Genomic DNA, 25568 nt, shown 5'->3' on the forward strand with positions numbered 1-25568 from the left:
TTTTAGGCACCTAGCCCTACGCGTGAAGTCTAAAATGCGGCCAGAACTGACGGGGCAAATAGGCCCATTCCGGCCATGACGGCCAGCAGCCCCAGCAAATTTCCCCGCAGTGACATCGCGACAACAGGTGCGAGCAGTGTCAGCACCAGAGCAGTCAGATCAAGACTGTGGATTTCGGGCCAGGGCATGGAAATCGGGCCGATGCTGTAGGAGGTGACCTTTTGAAACACAACATGCAGGGTGAACCAGATCATCAGGTTGAGAATGACACCTGTCACCGCTGCGGTGATTGCCTTGAGAGCTGCACCGAGCCGGGGATGGCTGGCCAGTCGTTCAACATAGGGGGCGGCGGCAAAAATCCACAAAAAACAGGGGGTGAAAGTTGCCCAGAGAGCCGTTGCCCCTGCAGCCAAAAACAAGTGCAGCCCGCCCTCCTTGAGACCCGCCAGCATGGCAACGAACTGCGTGACCAGAATCAGGGGCCCAGGTGTGGTTTCTGCCAGTCCCAACGCATCAATCATCTCCCCGGCACTGACCCAGTTGTGCTGCGTCACCACGGTCTGGCTCATATAGGCCAAAACTGAGTAAGCACCGCCAAAACTGACAACCGCCAGTTTGGCAAAGAACCAGCCAATACCGGCCAGAAACTCTGCTCCGCTGAAACTGAGTAGCAGCAGTGGGGTGAGCCATAGTCCTGCCCAGAGAACCATGGTTTTCAGGGTGTTGTGGGAAGTCAGGTTTTCGGCGGCAGCAGCAGAGCTATCCGCAACAGGCGGGCGCAACAGGCCAATAACGCCAGCACCTAGAATGACCAGAGGAAAGGGCAGCTGCAAAAGAAACAGCGCCGCGAAGCCAAATCCGGCCAAGAGCCAGTCTTGTCGGCGTTTCAGGGCCTTGTTGCTGAGCCGCCAAAGCGCTTGCAAAACAATGACAACGACGGCGGCCTTGATACCCAAAAAGGCAGATTGCACCGCAGGCAGCGCCCCAAAAGCGGCATAAAGCCAGACGAGAAGCCCAATGACAAAGGCGCCCGGCAGCACAAACAAAAGCCCCGCCAGCAGCCCGCCCCAGGTTCCGCGCAGACGCCAGCCGGTGTAGGTGCAAAGCTGCATCGCCTCTGGTCCCGGCAGCAGCATGCAAAAGGACAGCCCGCGCAGGAACTCCTCTTCATTGAGCCAGGGGCGTTCCTCGACCAATTCGCGGTGCATCACGGCGATTTGCGCGGCTGGCCCACCAAAACTCAGCAGGCCAATCCGTCCGAAGACCCGCCACATCTCGCGCCAAGATACCGTCTTCATGTTGTCTTTCCTGTTAGTCGGCCACCCGTGGGCCAGTCATGGGCTTCGCCCTGACCATCCCTGGCCCAGCGATAAAGAGCATCATAGAGCCCAAGTCCAGCCTCAAGCTGTTGATGATCGTCGCGAAACTGGCGCGACAGGCCGACAGAGATTGCCAGCAGGCCCGCAGCCTCAGGAGAGAGGTCATGGCGATTGGTATCGGCGGCGCGCACAACGGTGGACAAGCGGTCTAGGGCCGGGGTTCGCAGGGCGAATTCATCTAGCATGGTGTCAAAGGTGCAGAGCGGCCCGCGGTGCGACCAATTGCATTCGGCAACATCAAAGGGCGTGGCGCCATATCTGTCTGCAACACCGGCGACTTGGCTTGGCGAAACAAACAGAAATCTTGCATGCGGGTCAATAAAACGGCGTATCAGCCAGGGGCAGGCAATGCGGTCAATCTTTGGACGGTGCCGGGTCACCCAGAGACTGCTTCCATCAGTCGTTGGCGGCAAATTGGCAAAGGGGATCCGGGGGGCATCCTTCGTCGCACGCCACTCATACATGCCTCCCTTAAGGTATTCGGCCTCGATCCCGTCGCTGCGCAGCCAAGAGGCGAGGCCCTGAGACAGTTTTATGCCGCGCTGACAAATCAGCACACAGCTTTGGCCCGCGAGACGGGCCTTGAGCCCATCGATATCTCGATGGGAATGGCGAAAGGAGCCGGGGATCAGATAGGGGTCTTCTGCAAAATCTTCATCTATCGAGATATCGACCAGGCGCGGCGCGTTGGCTGTGCCGATCAGGCGCAACAGTTGGGCGGGGGTGATTTCGTTTGGGGCAGCCATGGGCATGTCTCCTCGCACGCAAGGGTTAACATGCGAACCTTGGGCTTGGCGCCTCACGGGGCGTTCGCGACGCTCCCCAGGACTTTAGTGATGCGGCTCGCTTCAGAATTTGTCAAGCGAGGGATCAAACAGCGATCAGGGGCGTTGATTTCAGGGCGGGCTGGGTTTGGGCAAGTCGGTCAATTCAAAATTTGCCCGCCCATGCAGGCGGCAAGAGCGTCGCTGGGCAATTGTCCAAGCTTTTCAAACAAGGTGAAATAGTCTGATTGGCTGAGTATCTCGGCCAATTTTTCTCCCTCGAACCGGACCATCAGATGATCGGTAAAGTCAAAGACCTCTCCGGTTCTAGCGGAAGAGGTATGGACATGGAGGCGGGCGGCGATCCAATCATCCTGTTCAATGCTGTGCGAAATGGAAAATCGGCAGGGCCCGGTTAGGCTACGCAGGCAAAGGATAAATTCTGCGAGCTCGGCTTTCCCAATCGGTCCTCGGGACAATGCACCACAACAGTGGCTGTCCGGGGTCATAAGCGTTTCAAGAGATTGCAGGTTTTTATTCCCAAATGCTTCGTTAAGCCAGTGTAGCAATATTTCTGATTTCGACATTCTGTCCCCACTTCATATTTCCACTTAGAAGTGTGAGGTGAGTCCTCTCAACAAATCCCTAACTTGAACCAAGTGCGTGGCGAAGCTGCGGGTTTTGTCCAAGTCTATTGGTGAGGCTTTAGCTTTGAATTCGAAATAAATGTTCTGAAAGGACAATCTTCCGCCTGATGATCAGGCGACGTGAACATTCTGATCAACACTGAGCTGATCAACACTGACCTAGCTGCACAGACCATAGTGAAATGAGGGGAAATGAGGGAGGGGAAATGCAGGTTTCTGTTGCCAGGTACCTGCGAACCCCGCCTTACGCTGCTAGGCACAAGGACTTAATTTTCGGTTTTCCGAACTGCTTACGCAGCCAGGGCTACCGGAGCACGATTGTCATTTGCAATTGTACAGTTTTCGCCGATAACGGTGGCAGACAGCCGAGACAAAGCTAACCCCTTTAGACGTCCGTCGATCCTGTTTCGACCCCATGATGCCCAAATGAAGCATTTTTGGTGGAGTCGCCGGGTACCGCCCCCGGGTCCGATCCGTGTATTACGAGCGCATTTATGTCCATAGTTCCCGAAGGAACAAAATCAATATAGGCGCGCGCTGCAGGGAGTTAAAGGGAAAAGTCCAGAATTTCTGCTAAGTCGCTGCTCCCGTATGAAACCCGTATGAAAATAGGCAAAGTGTTTCTGGAGGTTGCTAGCCCATTGACCTGCGCGGACCTGCGCGGGCCCATCTCTCGCATCCCTTGGTCTTAGACACTGGTACGAGGAGCTTAGGCACTGGCACGAGCGGCAAAGACCTCTGTTGCCAATGTCCGGGTTTCGATCTCCAGATCGGTCAACCCATCGATGGCTGCGCCTCCGTTCCCGGATTCGATGGCATCGGCAATGGTGCTGTGCAGCTCTACGATCCGGGCGCGGTCACGGGCCGAAAAGGTGATCATGTTCATCAGGGGCTGCATGGCTTCTACCGCGCCGGCCAGTTGATAGGACAGTACCGGGTTTTCAGCGCCATCAACCAAAGCGCGGTGAAAGGCAACATCCGAAGCGCAGAAGGCCTCATCGGTGAGGCCCGGTTGGCCTTGTCTAAAAATCTCGGCCCGCATGGTGGCGAGGTGATCGGGGGTACGGCGCTGTGCTGAAAGTGGCGCACAGGCGCGTTCAAGGGCGTAGCGCGCTTCGCAGGCTGTCTCGAAACTGACGTCATTCATGCTGAGCAACAGTGTCGAGGTGGTAATCTGCTGAGCATAGGCATCTTCAAAGCTGATCCGGTTGACAAAAGCACCTCCAGAAGCGCCGCGTTGAGTGCGGATCAGCGATTGTGCTGCCAGGCGTTTCAATGCTTCACGCACCGTGGGGCGCGACACCTGGAACTGATCGGCCAGTTCGGATTCCGAGGGCAGGCGCTGATCGACAATCAGGTCGCCATTTATGATGGCGTCTTTGATGGCCTTTGCAATCTGCGCTGAGAGATCTGCTGAACTGTTTGGATCAATCTTCATTTTGGGTCCTGGCTGTGCGAGCTGCACTTTTTATTTGTCTGACATTTAAAAGTCTGACATTTAAATTGCAAGCGGTGAGTCGGTTATGGGTCTACCCGGAGGAAACTATGAAAGCCATTGCAGGATGGAGAGAGAGCCAGAGAGGCATGGCAATCGGCAGTGCTGATTGCTTTGGGCCTGTCAGCCCTTGTGCCCAGTTCCAACAGGTCGATCTCGCGTTCTCTATGCTAAGCTAACAGGGCGGATGCGATGTCAATCTGGCCCAATTATTGAGTTCCCCGTTGCCAGGAGGATGAAGAATGGCATTGATTTCACCATCGCGGCGTCTGCGCAGAACCCCTTTCTCTGAGGGGGTCGAAACAGCTGCAGTTAAGGCCTATACCGTCTATAATCACATGTTGTTGCCGACGGTCTTCGAGAGCGTCGAGGCCGACTATCTTCACCTTAAGAAACACGTACAGGTCTGGGATGTTTCTTGCGAGCGTCAGGTGGAACTGCGGGGGCCGGATGCCGGGCGTCTGATGCAGATGCTGACCCCGCGCGATCTGCGAGGGATGTTGCCGGGGCAGTGCTATTATGTACCTATCGTCGATGAAACTGGTGGGATGTTGAATGACCCTGTTGCGGTGAAGCTGGCAGAGGACCGCTGGTGGATTTCAATCGCCGATAGCGACCTGCTGTATTGGGTCAAAGGTATTGCCAACGGTTGGCGTCTGGATGTGCTGGTGGATGAGCCCGATGTATCTCCCTTGGCGATACAGGGGCCAAAGTCAGAAGAGCTTTTGGAACGGGTCTTTGGGGATCGTATTCGATCTATCCGGTTCTTCAAGTTTGGAACTTTCCAGTTCCAGGGCCGCGATCTGGTGATTGCCCGGTCTGGATATTCCAAACAGGGCGGGTTTGAGATCTATGTGGAAGACAGTGAAATCGGCATGCCCCTGTGGAACAAGTTGTTTGAGGCAGGTCAGGATCTGGAAGTGCGGGCAGGGTGCCCCAACCTGATTGAGCGCATTGAGGGTGGATTGCTGAGCTATGGCAATGACATGACCGATGATAACACCCCGCATGAATGTGGGTTGGGGCGGTTTTGCGACACTCATACCGCGATTGGTTGCATTGGGCGTGACGCTTTGTTGCGCGTGGCCAAAGAGGGGCCGGTTCAACAGATCCGGGCGATCGAGATTGCTGGTGATCCGGTGCCAGCCTGTACGGAATTCTGGCCGCTCTACGCAGCAGGTAAACGGGTCGGGCGGGTGTCTTCGGCGGCTTGGTCACCGGATTTCCGGACAAATGTAGCCATTGGCATGGTGCGCATGACCCACTGGGATTCTGGTGCAAAGCTGGAAGTTGAAACCCCCGATGGAATGCGTGCGGCGACTGTACGTGACAAGTTTTGGATTTGAAGGAGAGACGAAAATGTTCAACGCATTGATTGTGAACAAGGACGAAGACAGCGGGCTGGCGACAGCAGCAGTAGAGCAGATCAGCCTCGATCGGCTGCCCGAGGCCGAAGTCACCGTTGCGGTGGAGTATTCGACCGTGAACTACAAGGACGGGCTGTGCCTGAGCCCCAAAGGCGGCGGCTTGGTGCGCAAGTACCCGCATATCCCCGGTATTGATTTTGCCGGTACTGTCGAGGCCAGCGATGATGCGCGCTACAAGCCTGGTGACAAAGTGGTGCTGACCGGCTGGCGCGTTGGCGAGGCCCATTGGGGCGGCTACAGCCAAAAAGCGCGCGTCAAGGCGGACTGGCTGGTGCCGCTGCCTGCGGGGCTCGACAGTCGCCAAGCCATGGCCGTGGGCACGGCGGGGCTGACGGCGATGCTGTCGGTGATGGCGCTTGAAGATCACGGGATGCAGAAGAACCACGGGCCTGTTCTGGTCACAGGGGCTGCAGGGGGCGTGGGATCGGTCGCAACGGCCATTCTCGCCAATCTGGGTTATGAGGTCGCAGCCGTGACCGGGCGCCCCGAGACCGAAGACTACCTGCGCAGTCTTGGCGCGACACAGATCGTGGCCCGTGAAGAGCTGAACGAGACCGTCAAGCGACCTCTGGAAAGTGAAAACTGGGCAGGCTGCATTGATGCAGTTGGCGGCGCTATGCTGGCGCGGGTGCTGGGCCAGATGAAATATGGTGCCTCTGTCGCGGCTGTCGGTCTCGCCGGTGGAGCGGATTTGCCTGCCACTGTCATCCCGTTTTTGCTGCGCGGTGTGAACCTGCTGGGGATCGATTCCGTGATGCAGCCCTATGACAATCGCCTGCGCGCCTGGCAGCGTCTGGCGACGGATCTGCCCATGGAAAAACTGGAGGCCATGGTGCAGCCCGCTGTGTTGTCTGATCTGCCCAAACTGGGAGCCGAGATTTTGCAGGGGCAGGTCAAGGGGCGCGTTGTTGTCGATGTGAACGCCTGAAATTCGTGATCATCGAGGCCATGGTCTCGAAACTGGAATTGGCCGCCCATTCGGGCGGCCATTTTGTTTGTCCCGACTTGTTTGTCCCGACTTGTTTGTCCCGACTTGTTTTTCCTGACGTGCGAAAGTGACATCCGCGAAGGATGCCCGCACATGAGTTTGTGCAGGAAACTCTGGCAGAATAGCTTTTACAGATGTTTGCGGATAGTCGTGATGGTTATCATTTTTCTTGAATGGTTATTTAATAAATTGTTTGTATAATCAATAAGTTTATGGATTTCAGAACCCTTTGTTTTAGGGCAGTGGCCTGCCGACTCAGTTGTATTGAAAATACGGCGCTTCGATTTAAGCCTGCGGCGCGCACTGGGTCCGTGGCGATTTTCATGCCGATTTTGTCCCTTTGCTGGTCTCTTCTGCGATGTCTGCGCGCCTTTTCCTTCTTCATCAGCACCAATACGTGTCTAGCGGAGAGGAAATATGTCACAAGAAGACCAAGCCCGGGCCGGAGGGGAAACCCCAGCAGCTACGGAGTATGAGCCAGGACAGGATAACGTTCAGATCCTGGGGCTCGACGTTCACAATCCAGTCTTTGCCGTTTCGGCGCTGACCATCATTGCTTTTGTCTTTTTCTCACTGGTGTTTCAGGATCAGGCAGCCGAGTTCTTTGGCTGGCTGCGCCCGGCTCTGACCAGTCAGTTTGACTGGGTGTTCATGATCGCCTGCAATATCTTTGTCCTGTTCTCGCTGTTTCTGGTGGTTTCGCCTTTCGGCTCCATCCGCCTTGGTGGCGACAAAGCGCGCCCTGACTATAGCTACCTTGGCTGGTTTTCAATGCTGTTTGCAGCAGGAATGGGGATCGGATTGGTGTTCTGGGGGGTCGCAGAGCCGATCTCGCATTACGGGTCGTCACTAGGTGGAACAGCACTTGGTGAAGACGGGCTGCGCAGCGACTGGGCACCCTTGGGGGCTGCTGCCGCAGATGCAGAGAAGGCGCGTGAAATGGCCATGGCTGCAACGATCTTTCACTGGGGTCTGCATCCCTGGGCGATCTATGCAATTGTTGGCCTGGCGCTGGCGTTCTTTAGCTACAATCAAGGCTTGCCGCTCACCATGCGTTCGGTGTTCTACCCGCTCTTTGGCAAAGCAACCTGGGGCCCGCTGGGGCATATCATCGATGTGATCGCGGTCTTTGCGACGATCTTTGGCCTTGCGACGTCGCTTGGTCTGGGCGCAACACAGGCTCTGGCCGGATTGAACTATTTGTTTGACGTGCCAGTGACCGATGGCATGAAGGTTCTGCTGATCATTCTGATCACAGCCTTTGCGCTGGTCTCTGTGGTGGCAGGGCTCGACAAGGGCGTGAAACGCCTGTCAGAAGCCAACATGATCCTGGCTGCCGGCCTGCTGGTGCTGGTCATCATTGTCGGGCCAACCCTCGCGATCCTGACCGGGTTTTTCACCAACCTGGCGGATTATGTCATCTACCTGCCAGAACTGTCCAACTGGGTCGGTCGCGAAGATACCAATTTCCTGCAGGGCTGGACCACGTTCTACTGGGCCTGGTGGATCAGCTGGTCACCCTTTGTTGGCATGTTCATTGCACGGATTTCACGTGGTCGTACCATCCGTGAATTTGTCACCTGCGTTTTGCTGATCCCGACCGTGGTTGGCGCCCTGTGGATGAGTGTCTTTGGTGGTGCTGCCCTTGATATGGTCATGGGGGACAGCGGTCAGGCGCTGACCGATGCAGCACTTGAACTCAAGATGTTCAAGATGTTCGAAGCCTTCCCGATGACAGGAATCCTATCCTTTATTGGCATCATCCTTGTGGTGGTCTTCTTTGTTACCTCGTCGGATTCGGGATCCTTGGTGATCGATACGATTACCGCCGGTGGCAAGACCGATGCCCCCACGGCACAACGGGTGTTCTGGTGCATTCTGGAAGGGGCCATCGCCATTGTACTGTTGCTGGGCGGTGGTCTCGGGGCATTGCAGGCCGCGGCCATTGCCACAGGTTTCCCTTTTGCGATTGTGCTGGTGCTGATGTGCCTGTCGATCCTGATCGGCCTGATGCGGGAACGCCGCAAAAAGGTCGGCGCGGTCCATTAGGTCAGCTATTTGCGCTAAATGACTGGCTCTGTTGAACCAAGCAGGTGAAGTGCAGAGCTGAAACCTGTTGAAACAAATGTGGCCCCGGGCAGAGATGTCCGGGGCCGTTTTTTTACATCTAACCCTGTTGGAAGATTTCCCGGCGCGACCGAAGCCTTGCCATCCGGCTTGATCTTACTTGCCATCCGGCTTGACCTTGCGGTGCAAGATCGGCATCCATTTTGCAAAAGCATTTCAGGAGAGAGCAATGGCGCTTGATATTGAGTTTGTACGCGGGCAGTTTCCTGCCTTTCAGGAGCCGTCGCTACAGGGGCAGGCCTTCTTTGAAAATGCTGGTGGATCCTATACTTGCAGCCAGGTGATTGATCGACTGACGCGCTATTATACCCAGCGCAAAGTGCAGCCCTATGCACCCTACGAGGCCTCGCGCCTGGCAGGTGCTGAGATGGACGAGGCCCGGCAGCGCCTTGCGGCGATGATGGGGATCGAGACGGACGAGCTGAGCTTCGGGCCGTCGACCACGCAAAATACCTATGTACTGGCCCAGGCCTTTCGTCAGTTTCTGAAACCTGGCGAGGCGATTGTAGTCACCAACCAGGATCACGAGGCCAACACAGGTCCTTGGCGTCGTCTGGCCGACGAAGGCATCGAGGTGCGCGAATGGCAGATTGATCCACAGACTGGTCATCTGGATCCGGCTAAGCTTGAGTCGTTGTTGGACGAGAAAGTCCGCCTAGTTTGTTTTCCGCATTGTTCCAACGTGGTCGGAGAGATCAACCCGGTCACGGAGATCACGGCCCTGTCCCATGCCGCCGGGGCCTTTGTCTGTGTGGACGGTGTTTCCTACGCCCCTCATGGGGTGCCCAATGTGGGTGAACTTGGGCCGGATATCTATTTGTTTTCCGCCTATAAAACCTATGGGCCGCACCAGGGCCTCATGGTGATGCGACGCGAATTGGGAGAGCTGTTGCCCAATCAGGCACACTATTTCAATGCAGACTGCCTGTATAAACGGTTTACCCCGGCCGGACCCGATCACGCCCAGGTCGCCGCCAGCGCCGGTATGGCGGACTATATCGAGGCGCTTTCGGATCATCACGGCGGCCCAAGCGAAGGGGCGGCAGCCAAAGCGTCTTTTGTGCATGATCTGATGCGCGCCCATGAGGTGGAGCTGTTGCAGCCTCTGCTTGACGCGATGAAGGCGCGCAATGATCTGCGCCTGATCGGCCCAAGTGATGCCGCTTTGCGGGCGCCGACCGTGGCCTTGGCACTGAACCGGGCTGCCGCTCCTGTGGCGGCGCAACTGGCAGAGCATGGCATCATGGCCGGCGGTGGTGATTTCTATGCGGTACGGGCCCTGACAGCGCTGGGGATCAAACCGGATGAGGGTGTTTTGCGTCTGAGTTTCACGCATTACACCTCTCAAGAAGAAGTCGAACAGCTTATCAAGGCGCTGGATTTGGTTCTGTAGGCCAAGGTCTGAACAGCGCCGGTCTCTCCGTCTAGTTTGGATTAGAGTAACCCGTTAACACACTGTTAACGGGTCATTATTCTGAATTTTCAATTGCTTTTCAGAAGAGTAAATCCCACCTTGGGGGGCGGCAAATTTCGCCATGAAATCGCCGCCCTGAACTGCGTTCTTGCCTGAAAGCCGAGGGGCATCTAGCCTGTTTGGTGTCAGGAAAGACGGAGAAAGACGGGGGAAGCTGATGGTTTTAACGTCAACCCGCGGTCAGGCCGATCTGCCGCGATACTTTGCACCGGTGTTCGAAAAACTCCGGGCGATGGAGGTCGGGCAGTTGGATATCTTTCTGCCGGATAGCCGTATATTTCGCGTGGCCGGGCGTAATCCTGGCCCGGTTGCTGACCTGCATATTCACAACCCGGACTGTTTTTCGCGTCTTATCCGAGAGGGAGATCTGGGCTTTTCCGATGCTTATCTCGAAGGCGATTGGAGCACGTCGGATCTGCAGGCCTTTATGGATCTGATCCATATGGGGGCTGAGACGGTCTATGATGGCTTTCCGGGACAGGCGTTGGCTCGGGCTTACGAACGGTTCCGGTTCTGGATGCAGCGCAATCACCGAACACAGGCCAAAAAGAACATCTCTTATCACTATGATTTGGGAAATGATTTCTATGGGTTGTGGCTGGACGACAGCATGACCTACTCCAGTGCGCTGTTCCAAACCGGACATGAAAGTCTGGAGCAGGCGCAGCGGGCAAAATATGCCTCGATGGTGGATCAAATGGGCGCCAAGCCCGGGGATCACGTGCTGGAAATCGGCTGTGGCTGGGGTGGCTTCGCGGAATATGCGGCCCGCGAACGCGGGTTGCGCGTTACTGGCCTAACGTTGAGCCAAGAACAATATGACTACGCTTGCGACCGCATTGAAAAAGCAGGGCTTTCAGAGCAGGTCGAGTTTCGCATTCAGGACTATCGTGATTGTGGTGGCCAATTCGACGGCATTGCCTCAATCGAGATGTTCGAAGCCGTTGGGCAGAAATACTGGCCGACCTATTTCAACTGCGTTCGCGACAGGTTGCGCCCGGGCGGCCAGGCAACCTTGCAGATTATCACCGTTGCTGACAGACGATGGGAGGTCTACCAGAAGGGAGTTGATTTCATTCAGAAATACATCTTTCCCGGTGGTATGCTGCCATCGCCACAGGTATTGCAAAATGAGATCGAACAGGCGGGGCTTCAGGTGGTGCGATCGATTGAGTTTGGCGACAGCTATGACGTAACCCTGCGCCGTTGGCACGAGGCTTTCAACAGTCGCTGGGGGCAGATTAGCGATCTGGGCTTTGACGAACGTTTCCAGAAAATGTGGAACTTTTATCTCACCTCTTGTGCTGCGGCCTTTAAAACGGGAAATTGCGATGTAACGCAAATCACAGTGGCGCGGTCTTCGGCGTCCTGAGCAAGGAAACCCGTCGCAATGCCCACCGGTGCCCGTCTGACTGCTGCTTTCTGCCTGGCATTGCTTGCCTTTGTTTTGTCCGGTCTGGTGATGCCGCTGATGCCCGAAGGCACTGATTTCGGCTATTTTACCCACATTAACATGGCCTTGGGGGCCGCAACCGGTTGGATCTACATGGGGCGCCGGGTGGGGGGCGGTCTGGTGCCGGCGATCAATAATGGCCTGACAGGGGCCGCCGTCATGGTGTTGTGGGCTTTGTTCATTCAGGGCGCCTGGGAGATGTTTCGTCTGGCGATGCGGCACCGCTATGATGGCCCGTTCGAAGCCCTGTTGGCGATCTTCAAAATCTCTCTGGATTTCTTTTTTGTGATTGCAGTCCCGTCTGTTCTCATCCCTTTTGTCATTGGGGGTGTTCTGGCCGGACTGCTGGTAGAGAACGCCCATCGCCGCTGGCCATAATCAAAATTAAACAATAGGTTAAGACACGTGATTGATCTCTTTTTTTACGGCACGCTACGCTATGTGCCGCTGTTGGAGCGTGTGCTGGGTCGGGGCGGTGATGATCTTGACGTCCAAGAAGCGAGCCTGCCGGAACACGGCGTCTTTGGGGTCAAGGATCAGCCTTTCCCGGCAATCGAAGCTCGGGCGGGCGCTATCGCTCAAGGTGTTCTGGTGCGGGGCCTGTCGGAGGATGATCTGGCAGCGTTGAACTTCTACGAGGGCGGATTTGACTACGCGCTAAAGCCAATCACTGTGCAGCTGCAGGATGGTTCGCAGGCGGCGGCAGAGGTCTATTTTCCCGAACCCGGTCTGTGGCCGCTTGAATCCCGCTGGGATCTGCAGGCCTGGATCACGGCTTGGGGGCCGCTGACGCTGCGCGCTGCAGCCGAGGTCATGTCCTATCGGGGGCGAATGAGTGCTGCGCAAGTGGCGCGCAGTTTCCCATCCGTGCGCCGACGCGCGGCGTCGTGGCTGGCCGCACAGGCCCATGAGGCGGACCCCGATCACGATCTGAGCCGCGATGTCATAGTCCACGGTCACAAACGGGCCTACATGAATTTCTTCGCCATGGAGGAAATGGATCTGCAGTTTCGCCGCTATGATGGCAGTCTCAGCCAGGTGGTGAACCGTGGCGTGGCGATGGTGGGGCAGGCTGCGGTGGTGCTCCCCTATGATCCGTTCCGTGATCAGGTGCTTTTGGTGGAACAATTTCGCGCCGCGACCTTTATTGGTGGTGAAAAACAGCCTTGGATGTGGGAGCCGGTTGCCGGGCTGATTGATCCGGGCGAAACCCCGCAAGCGGCCGCAATACGCGAGGCCAAGGAAGAGGCAGGGCTTACGATTGCCAAGCTGGAACCGGTGACACAGGCCTATTCTTCAAGCGGCTCTTCTAGTGAATTTATTCATGTTTTTGTCGGCCTTACGGACCTTTGTCAAATTGATGGCGGCGGCGGAGTTGCCGGAGAGAATGAAGATTTGCGCAGCCAAATCCTGGGGTTTGACCAGTTGATGCGCGGCATTGATGATCTGATCTACCGGGATATGCCACTGGTGACGGCTGCGCTGTGGCTGTCACGTCACCGTGATCGACTGCGGTCAGAGCGGCGCTAAACCTGCTTCGCCGCTTGTGAAGGTCTTTCGGCTTGGGTACATCTGAAGGCGAATGAGTGAAAGGGATACCATGCGCATTGCACGCGATTTGGCCGACGCGATTGGCCACACCCCGCTGATCCGTCTGAACCGCGTCAGCGACGAGACCGGATGTGAGATTCTTGGCAAGGCGGAATTCATGAACCCGGGCCAATCGGTCAAGGACCGGGCAGCGCTTTACATCATCAAGGATGCAATTGCGCGCGGCGAACTCAAGCCCGGCGGCACCATCGTCGAAGGCACCGCCGGCAATACCGGAATCGGGCTTGCACTGGTTGGTGCTTCGATGGGGTTCAAAACGGTGATCGTGATCCCGGAAACCCAGTCCGAAGAGAAAAAGGACATGCTGCGTCTAGCCGGTGCTCAGCTGGTTCAGGTGCCCGCAGCGCCCTATCGAAATCCCAATAATTTCGTGCGCTATTCCGAGCGTCTGGCAAAAGAGCTTGCCAAGACCGAACCTAATGGCGCGATTTGGGCCAATCAGTTCGACAATATCGCCAACAAACAGGCCCATGTGGAAACCACTGGCCCTGAAATCTGGCAACAGACAGATGGCAAGGTCGATGGCTTTACTTGCGCTGTCGGCTCGGGTGGAACACTTGCGGGGGTTGCCGAAGCGTTGCAGCCCAAGGGCGTGAAAATTGCCTTAGCTGACCCGATGGGGGCAGGGCTTTACTCGTATTATACCACCGGTGAAATCGCGATGGAGGGATCCTCGATCGCTGAAGGTATCGGCCAGGTGCGCATCACCAAAAATCTCGAAGGCTTCAAACCCGACTTGAACTATCAGATCTCAGACACCGAGGCGCTGCCCTATGTCTTTGATCTGCTGCACGAAGAAGGGTTGGTACTTGGCGGATCTTCGGCGATCAATATCGCGGGGGCCGTGCGTATGGCCCGTGATCTGGGGCCGGGCAAGACCATTGTCACCGTGCTGTGCGACTATGGCACCCGGTATCAGTCGAAACTCTTCAACCCGGATTTCCTGCGCGAAAAGGATCTGCCGGTGCCTGAGTGGATGACGCATATTCCGGCGTCCATTCCGGGCGTATTCGAGGACGTATGAGAACGGCCGCCCTGCAGGCGTCTGGGATGCACCGCATCAGCCCCGTGACCGCGATAGCGTGGTTGCGGGCGTTGTATTTCTGGACTTTTACAGTTCTGGCGGCAGCTTTTCTTGTCCTGACGCTTGCGGGCGGCAGTCTTGCCCAGACGAGCGAACGGGACACGGACTATTATCAGAATTGGCTGAAAACCGCGCTCAGGGCCGAACAGGTCATTGATGCCAGTCGCGCCTCAAGCGCGGCCTTTGAACAATTGCGCAAAGATCTGACTGGGTATCGCCAGTCATTCCAACGCGTCAGTGGCGAGAACAAGCAGCGTATTTCAACGCTTGAAAGTCAATTGGCGGCTCTTGGTGATCCACCAGCCGAGGGCAGCGACGAGCCTGAAGATATTGCGGCCCTGCGGGCGAGCCTTACTCTGCAGCTCAACCAGCTGAAAGTGCCGCGGATTGTGGCCGAAGAGGCCTTTCGCCGCGCCAATGGTTTGATTGGCGAAATTGACATCATCATTCGTGATCGCCGCACCAAGCGCCTGCTGGAGCGTGGGCCGTCCCCTCTGAACCCGGAGCACTGGCCCGGCGCCTTTGGCGCGCTGAGCAAATCCGGCAGAACGCTTTGGCATGAGACGCAAGCCCAGATTGGCAACGACACAACGGTCGAACGGATCAGCGATGATTTGCCCGGCATTTTGGTCCTGTTGATCACGGGCATCTTGTTGGTTTTGAGAGGACGTCCCTGGGCGCGCGCGATGGGGAACTATCTGCGTGCCTTTGGGGCGCGCGGCACAGGAGTCTGGAGCTTTGTAGTCTCGCTGCTACAGGTTTTGCTGCCGCTTTTGGGGGTACTTGTTCTTACCACGGCAGTTGACCTGGCGGGCATCCTTGGGGTGCGCGGGACCTTGATGCTGGAAAACCTGCCGAGCTGGGCTTTCATCCTTTTGACCTTCCACTGGCTGGGCGAACAACTTGTGGCATCGCGTCGCGAGGTTGATCTGGTTTCTGTCGGGGAGGGGCGCCGCGGCGAAGTGCGGCTAATGATTGACATGCTGGCGGCAGTTCTGGTGCTGCAGGATGTGCTGACCCAGTTCAATCTGCTTGAGAACACATCGCAGGAAACCAGTGCAGTTCTGGCCTTTCCGTTGATTGTTGCTGCAGCATTGATCTTGCTGCGTCTACAGAAGTACGGGTCCTTGAACAGCAAACCGGATGCCGAAGCGGACCCGGACGGTGAAGGCCGTATCGCAGCCGGTGCCAGCCGCATCATCGCTCTGGTGCGCCAAGGCTCCTACCTGCTGGGCTTCGTGGCGCCGGTTCTGGCGGCTTTGGGCTATGTGAATGCCGCCGAAGCCCTGATCTATCCTGCGATCAATACGCTGTTTCTTCTAACTGCCTTGGCTGTGGTGCAGCGGTTTGCCGGTGATCTTTATGGTTGGCTGTCAGGGCAGGGCCAGGCGGCGCAGGATTCGCTGCTCTTTGTTGGCATCGGCTTTTTGCTGGCATTGTTGGCCTTGCCGCTGCTGGCCCTGATCTGGGGCGCGCGGGTGGCGGATCTTACAGAGCTGTGGTCAACTTTCCTCGCCGGGTTTCAAATCGGCGATACCCGGATATCACCGATGGCTTTTCTTAGCTTCGTGGTGGTTTTTGCCGCAGGTTACGGTTTGACGCGGCTGATCCAAAGCAGTCTGCGAAATTCGCTCTTGCCGAAGACAAAAATCGATCCTGGTGGTCAGAATGCCATTGTCTCGGGATTGGGCTATGTCGGTATCTTTCTGGCTGCCCTGGTGGCCATTTCGATGGCAGGGCTTGATCTGTCATCGCTGGCCATTGTTGCGGGGGCTCTTTCTGTTGGCATTGGCTTTGGTCTGCAAACCATCGTTTCGAATTTTGTCTCTGGTATCATCCTTTTGGTTGAACGTCCGATTTCAAAGGGAGACTGGATCGAAGTTGGCGGTCTGATGGGCTATGTGCGCGATATCTCGGTGCGCTCGACCCGGATCGAAACCTTTGATCGCAGCGATGTTATTGTTCCGAACTCGGATCTGATTACCGGTACGGTGACCAACTATACCCGAGGCAATACCGTGGGGCGGGTGATCGTCCCTGTCGGTGTCGCCTATGGCACCGACCCAAGGCAGGTCGAGGCGATCCTGTCTGAAATAGCCCGTGCGCATCCAATGGTGCTGATGAAGCCGGCGCCGAATGTGGTGTTTCAAGGCTTTGGTGCAGATAGCCTGGATTTCGAGATTCGCGCCATTTTGCGCGATGTGAACTGGGTGCTTTCGGTGAAGTCTGACCTCAACTACGAGATCGTGGCGCGGTTTGCAGCAGAAGGCATCGAAATCCCCTATGCCCAGCGTGATCTCTGGATCCGCAACCCTGAGGCACTTGGGGCTTTGGCTGCCACCGCAGTCGCAGAGGCAGGCACCACAGCTGAGAATGGAAACATGCCAAAACCCGCGCAGCCGGACCTTGAAGATCTAGGGCAGGCGGACACGGATGGCGATGCAGACGGGGATAAGTAGCGCGACCTTTTCGAAAGCTTGCGCCGCTTTCTTCTGACGTTTTTGACCGACTGACAGTGCGATCTGAAAGGGCCGCCGTTCGCTGGTGGCTGTCATCGAGCAGCGCAGGTGCAGAGCCTGCGGTCTCGGCCGCCTCCTGGCCGCCTCCTGGCTAGGTCTGTGCCCGGATGTCGCCTCCTGCGCTCGGTCGGAATTCTTTGAAAAGAGTTATTTTTTCGGGATGGGCCGCGCGAAAATCCGCTGTCGCAGTTCCGTCGCAGTCCCGTCTTTGTATCTTGGGGGCGGAGGGTTGAAAGAGCATCTGAAAAAGATGTGGCTTTTGTCAAAAAGGGTCTTGCTATTCCCCCTGCCATCCGTCAAAAGTCCGCCTCACGGAGAGGTGGCCGAGTGGTCGAAGGCGCACGCCTGGAAAGTGTGTAGGCGGGAGACCGTCTCCAGGGTTCGAATCCCTGTCTCTCCGCCATTACCCATTTTGAAATATGGCTCGCAGCAAACTTTCTGACGTCTTGCGTCGTTTAGATCATGCGCAAAACGGATAGTTGTTTGGCCCGAATTTTGAGCTGCGTGCATCAGGACTGACTGTTTTGGTTGCTTGAGTTCTTACAGCCATTTTGCCTAGGCAGTTCACACAGTCAGGTCTTTCAGCCAGCTCTCACAACCTATGCCGGTCCAGGTTTCAGAATGGGTCTTTTTCCGGAACGCTTATTTGGCTTCAGACCGGCTGGAAGCTGCCCAGAGCAGTGCTTCCTGAGTAGGCAGCCGAAGGTTGGATTTATCAAGCTTTCAAATCCCGATTCGACCAAACTGCGGGCCAATCACTATGTTTGCTCACCGCTGCGAGGCATTGTTTCCCAATCGAATGTTATGGCGCAATTGTTTTGCAATTGACCTGACGGGCGGTCTGGCATGAAATTTTTATGTCCATTCAAACCTGTGGCGGTGCCGGTCTTTCTTCCGAAGATCAGTGCTGTGATTGTCGCGATAACAGCGACAGATTTGTTAGAAAGGGCCCCTTTTTGTTTCCCTACGGGGAATGATCGGGCTGAACCGCTTCTTTTGGGGAGCAGATCGGTACAATTGCCGCGCTTTGATGGTGCCGTCTTGAGCTGAAGGCTTTTCGGGATTTATCGCCGAAACCTTGTTTCAGAAGATTTCCAATAAATTTTAGTCTTTGTTTGCCTAGTTCACCGGGATACTCATATCCCCGCTCCTCTGGAGGTGCCTGGAGGTGCCTGGAGGTGAAGAGTGCCCTGGTTTTTCCAGGTGACAGTTCCGGATGAGTAAAAGGGATTTTGTGACCCACGTTTTACGGCAGGGTGACATGGTTTTTGTTTCAGAACCTGGTCTGGGAACACCGGATCAGGAGAACTGCGACCGCATCCACGGTGTGTGGCTTTGCCAGCGACGGTCGTCACCGAGCGAGAACTGGACCGGGTGTTTGGCCGATAGGACGCGGGGCAAGATGCGCTGTGGGTCGGGGCTAAAAGAATTGGCTGCCTTGCGGGGTGGTTCGGGAATCCGATGGACCGCTGCCTTTGTAGGCAAATCAAAGCGGCCTCGGAGCGAAGGAGAGAACAGGATGGCCGATAAAGTTGATATGTTGCATTCGGCCAGCCTGGTTTCTGGCCAAGTGTCAGCCCCTTGTGATGCGTGCGAGCCTGAAAGTGGCATGGTATCCTTTTTGAATGCCGCCGGAAAAGTGACTGGCACTGCAAATCTCTGTGAGATCGAACATGTCGTGACCCCCTGCTTTACGCCGGGAACGCTGATCGCCACCCCGGCCGGTGAGCGCAAAGTAGAGGATCTGGCTGTGGGGGATCGGGTGATAACCCGGGACAATGGCATTCAGGGGATCCGATGGGTGGGTAATCGTCGCATCGAAGGTCAGGGGCTGCAACATGCAGAACATCTGCAACCGATCCTGATCCGCGAAGGGGCTCTGGGCGACGACTTGCCAGAACGGGATATGATGGTCAGTCCGAACCATAGGGTTTTGGTGGCAAACGACAAAACGGCGCTTTATTTTGAGGATCGCGAAGTGCTGGTGGCTGCGAAACACCTGATCGGGCTGACCGGCGTCGATGCGGTCCGGACAAGTGCTGTCAGCTATATTCACTTTATGTTTGATCAGCATGAGGTGGTGCTGTCAGATGGCGCCTGGACCGAGAGTTTTCAGCCCGGCGATCAGTCGTTGCGCGGGCTTGATAACGCCCAGCGAAACGAGATCTATGAGTTGTTTCCGGATCTGAAGTCCGAACAGGGTTTGGCGGCCTATTCCTCGGCACGCCGCTCTCTCAGAGGTCATGAGGCACGTCTGCTGATACACTGAGCGTGACACCAAGCCTGTGAATCTGTCGTAACGTAAAATGGCTGCTAGCTGCGGGCACGGGCGGCGCGCCAGGCGGCCCAGGCTTCCGGGGTGTCCAGATCTGTAAGAGCGCGCTGCCCTGGCAAGCCGATATCTTGTACCGGCACGGTTTTAAGCAGGGCACGGGCGCCCTGATCTCCGCTCAATTGTATCAGAGCGGCAAAGCAACGCCTGGGAAACAGTACCGGATGGCCGGGGCGTCCGTCACTGGAGGTGGCCCGCAGGATTGGGCTGTCAGCGCCGTGAAAATGACTGGCGATATGCGCCAGGTCCTGGCTTTGCAGATCTGGCATGTCGGCCGGCAGGATCATCACGGCTTCGGTATCGCTTGGTAAAGCCTTGACCCCGGCGCGGATCGAGGCCGCCATGCCTTCGGCTGCGTCCGCAACAGGCACGACTGTGGCCGTTCCCGTTGCCGTGACGCGCGGGTGACTGTGACTGGGTACCGTGACATAGCAAGGCAGGCCTGTGAGCGCAGCACGGCGGCACATCCCCGACAGCAGCGGCTCACCGTCAATCTCTTGCAGGAGTTTGTCTTGCCCCTGCATGCGCGAGGAACTGCCCGCCGCTAGCAAGAGAATGGAAATCTCGCTCATTCATCCACCGTTTCACATGGCCGTCAGCTGAGATGCCTCCGGCGGGAATATTTTTAGAAAGATGAAGGGGAAAGACCAGAGGTTTTTGCCGCCTGGGGGCGAACAACGCCACCGAATGACGGATGGCGTTGTTTGGGGTCAGGGGATTAGCCGCGCATGCGGTCGCCATCGCTGTCGAACAGCGGGGTGGTGATCAGGCGTGCCTTGTGCATTCTGCCGAGGATTTCGATCTCAACTACCAACCCATCTGTTGCAGCCTTTGTAGGAACAAAGCCCAGAGCAATGGATTTTTGCGCATGGTGGGAATACCCCCCGGATGTGCAGAACCCCACGACGGTGCCATCGATGGAAATCGGCTCATACGCCACAACATCTGCATCCTCTGCCATGACCTCAAATGCGCAAAGTTTGCGCTGTGGACCTGCCTCGCGTTCCGCTTCGGCTGCTGAGCGGCCAATGAAATCGGTGTTTTTCTTGAACGAGATGAAGCGATCCAGCCCGGTTTCGGCGGCGGTGTAATCGGGCGAAAACTCCCGCATCCAGGAGCCGAAGAATTTATCCAGGCGCAGGGACATCATGGCGCGCATCCCAAAAGGTTTCATGCCATGCGGCTGGCCTGCCTGCCAGAGCGTCGACCAAAGCGCACGCTGGCTAGGCAGATCACAGTAGATCTCGTAGCCAAGATCGCCAGTGTAGCTGACCCGCTGAACGATACAGTCCACCATGCCGACGGTCATGCGGCGCAGATCCATGAAGCGCATGCTCGACACATCCTGCAGGGTACAGGCCTGTAAAACCTCACGCGCCTTGGGACCGGCGATCTGAAACCCATTGCGGGTGTCTGATATGTTTTCGATCTGCACGGTGTTGTCCTGGTGCTTCAGGAACCAGCGCATGTGATAGGCTTGGGCCCCATAAGATGCCGTCAACTGGAATTCGCCCTCTGCGAGGCACGAGATGGTGAAATCGCCAATCAGGCGTCCCTTGGGGGACAGCATCGGAGTCAGGCTGATGCGGCCAGGCTGCGGTACGCGGCCAGCCATGATGCGGTCCAGCCAGGCGCGCGCGCCCTCACCAGTGATCAGGTATTTGCCGAAATTATGCACCTCGTTGATGCCCACGGAGTCGCGCACGGCTTTGACTTCACGCGCAGTGGCGTCAAAAGCGTTGGAGCGGCGAAAGGACGGGGTTTCAAAGCGCGGCTCATCGCCTTGGGCGAAATAGTTTGGAACCTCGAGGCCGAACTGCTGCCCCCAGACCGCGCCCATGCCGTCAAAGACGTCATACATTGGCGTGGTGCGGAAGGGACGCGCGGCTGGCAGTTCTTCGTTGGGATAGGAGATCGAAAAGCGTTTTTGATAATTCTCAACCACCTTGGGTAGAGTATAGCCCGGCGTGATCCAGTCGCCAAAGCGCGCACAGTCCATCGCCATGGTATCGCGCTCTGTCTCGCCTTCGATCATCCACTGGGCCAGCATCAGGCCGACGCCGCCGCCCTGGCTGAAGCCGGCCATGACACCGCAGGCGGACCAGTAGTTGCGCATCCCCGGCACTGGTCCCACCAGAGGGTTGCCATCGGGGGCAAAGGTAAAGGGGCCGTGGATCACCGATTTCACCCCAGCGGCCTCCAGCGCGGGGAAGCGTTTATACGCAAAATCAATGGAGTCTTCGATTTTGTCAAAGTCATCGCCCAGCAGCTCATGTCCAAAATCCCAAGGGGTGCCATTCACCGCCCAGGGTTTGCAGGGCTGTTCATAAAAACCGATGCAGAGCCCGCGACCCTCTTGGCGCAGGTAGCTTTCGCCAGCGGGGTCCATCACATGGGGATGTTCGCCACCTGCATCGATGATCTCGGCAATCATCGGGACTTCATCGGTGACGATATATTGGTGTTCCATCGGATGCAGCGGGAAATAGATCCCCGCCATGGCGCCGACTTCGCGCGCCCAAAGACCGCCGGCATTGACGATATGTTCCGCATGAATAGTACCCTTGCTTGTAACCACATCCCAGGTTCCGTCGGCGCGCTGGTTGGTGGCTTCGACCTTGCAATGGGTCTCAATTGTGGCCCCGCCCATGCGGGCGGCCTTCGCATAGGCATGGGTGGTGCCAGAAGGATCCAGATGCCCATCAAGTGGATCATATAGCCCGCCAACGATTCCCTCGATATTGGTGACCGGTGCAATTCTGGCGATCTCTTCCGGACTGACGATTTCAGTTTCGAGCCCCATGAAGCGATGTTTGGCGCGCTCTGCCTTGAGCATGTCAAAGCGTTCCTGATTGTCGGCCAGAGTGATGCCGCCGACATGATGCAAGCCGCAAGACATGCCGGTGATCTCTTCCAGCTCGCGGTAGAGCTTGATGGTATAACCCTGAAGAGCCGCCATGTTGGTATCGCCATTCAAGGTGTGGAACCCGCCCGCAGCGTGCCAGGTGGATCCCGACGTCAGCTCCGAGCGTTCGATCAACATGACATCGCTCCAGCCCAGCTTGGTGAGATGGTAAAGCACGGAACAGCCAACGACACCGCCGCCAATGACGGCCACACGGGTTGAGGTCTTCATGAGGTCACTCCCTGAGATAGGTTTTGATTTATTCTGGACAGAAGTGAACAGTAGTCCAGTAAAAAAGCGACCCACCTTGTCGGAGTTGAACTGGATTCAGCAGTTTCATTAGAAGTTTCGGGATCCAGGGCAATTTTCAGCCCGTTGCAGCTCAGTCGGTGCTGCGCAGCGGGCTGAGCTGGACCAAAGCGACGGCGGCAAAGGGCATTGCAAGTTTAAGCACCGCCACGGTGATCAACAGGGCACCCAAAGCGCTGTAATCCTCAGGCGTGACAATCACGCCGGATTCATCTGTGACCTCGCGGGTGACCACGAAAAACTGGTTGAGGTATTTAGTGCCCAGACTGGAAGCCGAGAGTGCCAAATTGGTGAAAGACGCCATCACCGCAAAAAACGTCGCCTTGAGATTGCTGGGCGCGTTGCGGGCAATCCAGGCCAGCATGGGGATCATGGCGATCTGCCCCAGCGGAGATTCCACTGCGGTGTCGACCAATGCAATGAAGCGCGCATCCACTAGCCCGCCTGTTTTAGCAGCAGTCCATTCGTGCACCCCGTAGTACAGGCCGATATTGGGAAGGCTCAGCAGGGCTTCGGTGATCGCCAGAAAGGTGACAATCCAGGCAATGGTGTTATTGGCCATCATCGGACGCAGAACCAACATCCCTAGCAGGGTCAGTAAGGATGCAATCAGCGACAGTACCGACAGGAATTGCTGATCGAACCCGAGCACGTCGATTTCAAACCAGCTGGAGGCGGCACCATTCAGCGGCGTGGCGCGATAGGCAAAAATGATGATCGCGGTGCCGACCAAGGCGCGGCCCTGTTCTGGTGTCAGCGATTTGATGAGCTGACGGATCAGCAACAGAACAATCAGCATTGAACCGGCAAAAACCAGTTCCTGGGCCTGCTCCAGATCACTTAGTCCAGCACCCAGTGCCAATGCAACAAAGGCACCACCACCGATGAAATACCACCAGTTCAGCTCTACTGGATCGCGTGGTTGCGTCAGGCGCTGCGTTATCTCTTCGGGGCTCAAGCCGTTGCGCTGCAGTTTAGTCCGTTGACTAAAACGTTGCAGCAGAGCGACCAGGATGCCAGTCAGAGACAACAAAGGCACGGCCAGAGCCAGTAGGAACACATACGCATAAAGCGCGCCTTTGTCAGCCTGGGGCAGGGCTTCGGCGCCGTTGAACAGCCAGACGTTCAGGCTGGCGGCCGCGCTGAAGCCACCGATCAGGGTGATCCGGCCCAAGGTCTGCATTGTGGTATGCATGGCGCGGGTTTCAGCTACGGAATATTGCTCACCGGTCGGGCGACGAAAAGGGACCGCCTCGACTGACATGGCATCGGCTACGATATCCTGCAGGACAAAGCCGCAGGGCGCCAGCAGGGCCGAGGTGACATACCAGGCATTGGCAGGCATGATCTGTGCCATCTGATCCGGGATCATCAGCAATGCTGCAATGATGCTGTAGCTGGTTGCCATCAAGCCGGCCCCCAGCACAATCAACAGATATTTCCAGCGCCAGATCAGATCAACCAGATGGCCCAGCGGCATTTTCAACGCCCAAGGCAGGCCAACCCAAAAGGCCAACCCGGCCAAAAAGGCTGCTTCTAGGTCAAGGTATTCTTTGACAAAAAACGTGCCAGCAATCGAGGTGACGCCCTGTATGCCATAGGCAAAATAGATCAACAGTGGTGGTAGAAAACTCCAGCGCAACTGCCGGAAAAGATCAAAGACAATCTGGTCCAGCCACTGATATGCGCGGGTCATGTCAGCGGGCGAAGCAGGGGGCGCACCTTGAATTCGGTGACCCGGTTGCCGGTGCGGGCAGTGACCTCAAACCGGAAGCCGTGGAACGAAAAGACCTGCCCGACGGTTGGGATCATCTGTGCCTCGTGGATGACCAGACCTGCGATGGTATTGGCCTCGTCATCCGGCAGGTTCCAATCGGTGGCCCGATTGAGGTCGCGAATAGTGGTGGCGCCTTCGACGGTGAAGTTTCCGTCGGTGTCCTTTTTGACCAGCGATTGTTCGTCGGGGTCGAATTCATCGGTGATCTCGCCGACGATCTCTTCCAGGATGTCCTCAAGCGTGATCAGCCCCTGCAGGGCGCCATATTCATCGACCACCAGGGCAAAATGGCTGCGCATGCGCAAAAACTGACGCATCTGTTCGTCCAGGGTGGTGGTTTCGGGTACAAAATATGGCGGTTTCGCCACCGTGGTGATCTTGAAATCGCGCAGCGCTGCCGCGTCGCCTTCGGGGCCGCCAATCTGGGCATACATTTCGCGCAGCAGATCCTTGGCATGGACGATGCCGATGATGTTTTCCGGTTCATCCTTGAAAACGGGCAGCCGCGTATGGGGCGAGGTCAGGCATTGTTCGAGAATATCGGCTGGCTCGGCGTCGCCATCAATCATCTGGATATGAGACCGGTGCAGCATGATCTCTTCGACGAAGCGATCCGAAAGATCCAGCGCGCCCAGGATCCGGTCGCGATCTTCCTTTTCCACCACGCCCTCGGAATGGCCCAGCTGCAGCGCGCCGGCGATTTCTTCGCGCATGGCCATGATGTGACTGTCGGGGTCGATCTTGACCCCGAAGAGACGTAGAATTCCGCGTACCAGTAGACGCACTGCCCCAACAACGGGTGCCAGAACGGTGACCAGCACGGCGATCACCGGTGCCACAGCAGAGGCGGCCTTTTCGGCATTGGAAATGGCGTAGGTCTTGGGCAGAACTTCGGCAAAGACCAGAACCAGAAGGGTCATCACCAGCGTGGCAAAGGCAACGCCACTTTCGCCAAAGGCGCGCGTCAGCAGCGCTGTGGCCAGCGAAGTGGCTAAAATATTCACCAGGTTGTTGCCCAGCAGGACCGAGCCGATCAGCCTTTCGCTGTCTTCGGTCACGTCCAGCGCGCGTTTTGCCCCGCGTGATCCCTTGTCCGCCTGTGTCCGCAGCTTGCCACGCGAGGCTGCTGTAAGGGCCGTCTCTGAGCCCGAGAAAAAGGCCGATAGGACCAAAAGCAGCAGGATTGCCCCTGCCGAGATCCAGAATGCGCTATCCAAAACGGTTTGGGCGGTGTCCATGACGGGTCCAGGTTCTGTTGTTGTTATCAATGGTTATGC

17 protein-coding genes, 1 tRNA gene, 1 other RNA gene and 1 pseudogene are annotated in these 25568 nt (G+C 56.8%); 11 read left to right on the plus strand and 9 right to left on the minus strand.

From position 1 onward, the window contains the following. Positions 1–29 precede the first annotated feature (29 nt). From chrA to PH5382_RS06465, 5 genes are all read right to left on the minus strand, one after another. Complete coding sequence (gene chrA, locus PH5382_RS06450; RefSeq protein WP_058333533.1) at positions 30–1298, minus strand: chromate efflux transporter; 1269 nt, start codon at positions 1296–1298, stop codon at positions 30–32. Continuing rightward, positions 1295–2125 (minus strand): chromate resistance protein ChrB domain-containing protein, encoded by an 831-nt coding sequence (locus PH5382_RS06455; protein WP_058333534.1) that lies wholly within the window; start codon positions 2123–2125, stop codon positions 1295–1297. The genes chrA and PH5382_RS06455 overlap by 4 nt, the downstream gene beginning before the upstream one ends. A gap of 179 nt (positions 2126–2304) precedes the next feature. Further along, complete coding sequence (locus PH5382_RS06460) at positions 2305–2730, minus strand: ester cyclase (protein ID WP_082645579.1); 426 nt, start codon at positions 2728–2730, stop codon at positions 2305–2307. Between the two features lie 265 nt (positions 2731–2995). Continuing rightward, positions 2996–3346, minus strand: a transfer-messenger RNA (tmRNA) gene (ssrA, locus tag PH5382_RS19410). 153 nt (positions 3347–3499) lie between these two features. Beyond that, complete coding sequence (locus tag PH5382_RS06465) at positions 3500–4228, minus strand: FadR/GntR family transcriptional regulator (RefSeq protein WP_058333536.1); 729 nt, start codon at positions 4226–4228, stop codon at positions 3500–3502. Between the two features lie 299 nt (positions 4229–4527). Between PH5382_RS06465 and PH5382_RS06470 the strand changes: the two genes are divergently transcribed. From PH5382_RS06470 to PH5382_RS20105, 11 genes and pseudogenes are all read left to right on the plus strand, one after another. Beyond that, positions 4528–5631: a dimethylsulfoniopropionate demethylase gene (locus PH5382_RS06470; protein WP_058333537.1), complete on the plus strand. Its 1104-nt coding sequence runs from the start codon at positions 4528–4530 to the stop codon at positions 5629–5631. A gap of 13 nt (positions 5632–5644) precedes the next feature. After that, entirely contained in the window at positions 5645–6640 is a 996-nt protein-coding gene (gene acuI, locus PH5382_RS06475; protein ID WP_058333538.1) for an acryloyl-CoA reductase, read from the plus strand. 477 nt (positions 6641–7117) lie between these two features. Further along, positions 7118–8749: a BCCT family transporter gene (locus PH5382_RS06480; RefSeq protein WP_058333539.1), complete on the plus strand. Its 1632-nt coding sequence runs from the start codon at positions 7118–7120 to the stop codon at positions 8747–8749. A 247-nt stretch (positions 8750–8996) separates the two neighbouring features. Continuing rightward, positions 8997–10220, plus strand: coding sequence for an aminotransferase class V-fold PLP-dependent enzyme (locus PH5382_RS06485; protein WP_058333540.1), 1224 nt, complete (start codon positions 8997–8999; stop codon positions 10218–10220). Positions 10221–10458: 238 nt separating this feature from the next. Continuing rightward, positions 10459–11673: an SAM-dependent methyltransferase gene (locus tag PH5382_RS06490; protein WP_058333541.1), complete on the plus strand. Its 1215-nt coding sequence runs from the start codon at positions 10459–10461 to the stop codon at positions 11671–11673. Between the two features lie 18 nt (positions 11674–11691). Continuing rightward, positions 11692–12132, plus strand: a complete 441-nt coding sequence (locus PH5382_RS06495; protein WP_058333542.1) for a TrgA family protein — start codon at positions 11692–11694, stop codon at positions 12130–12132. A gap of 27 nt (positions 12133–12159) precedes the next feature. Continuing rightward, positions 12160–13284, plus strand: coding sequence for an NUDIX domain-containing protein (locus tag PH5382_RS06500; protein WP_058333543.1), 1125 nt, complete (start codon positions 12160–12162; stop codon positions 13282–13284). 70 nt (positions 13285–13354) lie between these two features. Then, a complete protein-coding gene (locus PH5382_RS06505; protein ID WP_058333544.1) occupies positions 13355–14389 on the plus strand; it encodes a cysteine synthase A in 1035 nt (344 codons plus the stop codon). Positions 14390–14415: 26 nt separating this feature from the next. After that, positions 14416–16908 (plus strand): DUF3772 domain-containing protein, encoded by a 2493-nt coding sequence (locus PH5382_RS06510; RefSeq protein ID WP_082645580.1) that lies wholly within the window; start codon positions 14416–14418, stop codon positions 16906–16908. Between the two features lie 373 nt (positions 16909–17281). Then, positions 17282–17371: transfer RNA gene (locus tag PH5382_RS06515), tRNA-Ser, on the plus strand. Between the two features lie 1200 nt (positions 17372–18571). Continuing rightward, positions 18572–19237 (plus strand): annotated as a pseudogene (locus PH5382_RS20105) (Hint domain-containing protein); the annotation flags it as partial. Positions 19238–19281: 44 nt separating this feature from the next. Here PH5382_RS20105 and PH5382_RS06525 read toward each other — a convergent pair. The 4 genes from PH5382_RS06525 to PH5382_RS06540 form a co-directional block, all read right to left on the minus strand. Next, positions 19282–19872, minus strand: coding sequence for a nucleotidyltransferase family protein (locus PH5382_RS06525; protein ID WP_058333545.1), 591 nt, complete (start codon positions 19870–19872; stop codon positions 19282–19284). A gap of 146 nt (positions 19873–20018) precedes the next feature. Continuing rightward, on the minus strand, positions 20019–22436 hold the full coding sequence (locus tag PH5382_RS06530; RefSeq protein ID WP_058333546.1) for a GcvT family protein: 2418 nt from the start codon (positions 22434–22436) through the stop codon (positions 20019–20021). Positions 22437–22587: 151 nt separating this feature from the next. Then, positions 22588–24210: an MFS transporter gene (locus PH5382_RS06535; RefSeq protein WP_058333547.1), complete on the minus strand. Its 1623-nt coding sequence runs from the start codon at positions 24208–24210 to the stop codon at positions 22588–22590. Continuing rightward, positions 24207–25529, minus strand: a complete 1323-nt coding sequence (locus PH5382_RS06540) for an HlyC/CorC family transporter (protein WP_058333548.1) — start codon at positions 25527–25529, stop codon at positions 24207–24209. The genes PH5382_RS06535 and PH5382_RS06540 overlap by 4 nt, the downstream gene beginning before the upstream one ends. Between the last annotated feature and the right edge of the window lie 39 nt (positions 25530–25568).

The organism is Phaeobacter sp. CECT 5382, from assembly GCF_001457775.1.
GTDB lineage: Bacteria > Pseudomonadota > Alphaproteobacteria > Rhodobacterales > Rhodobacteraceae > Pseudophaeobacter.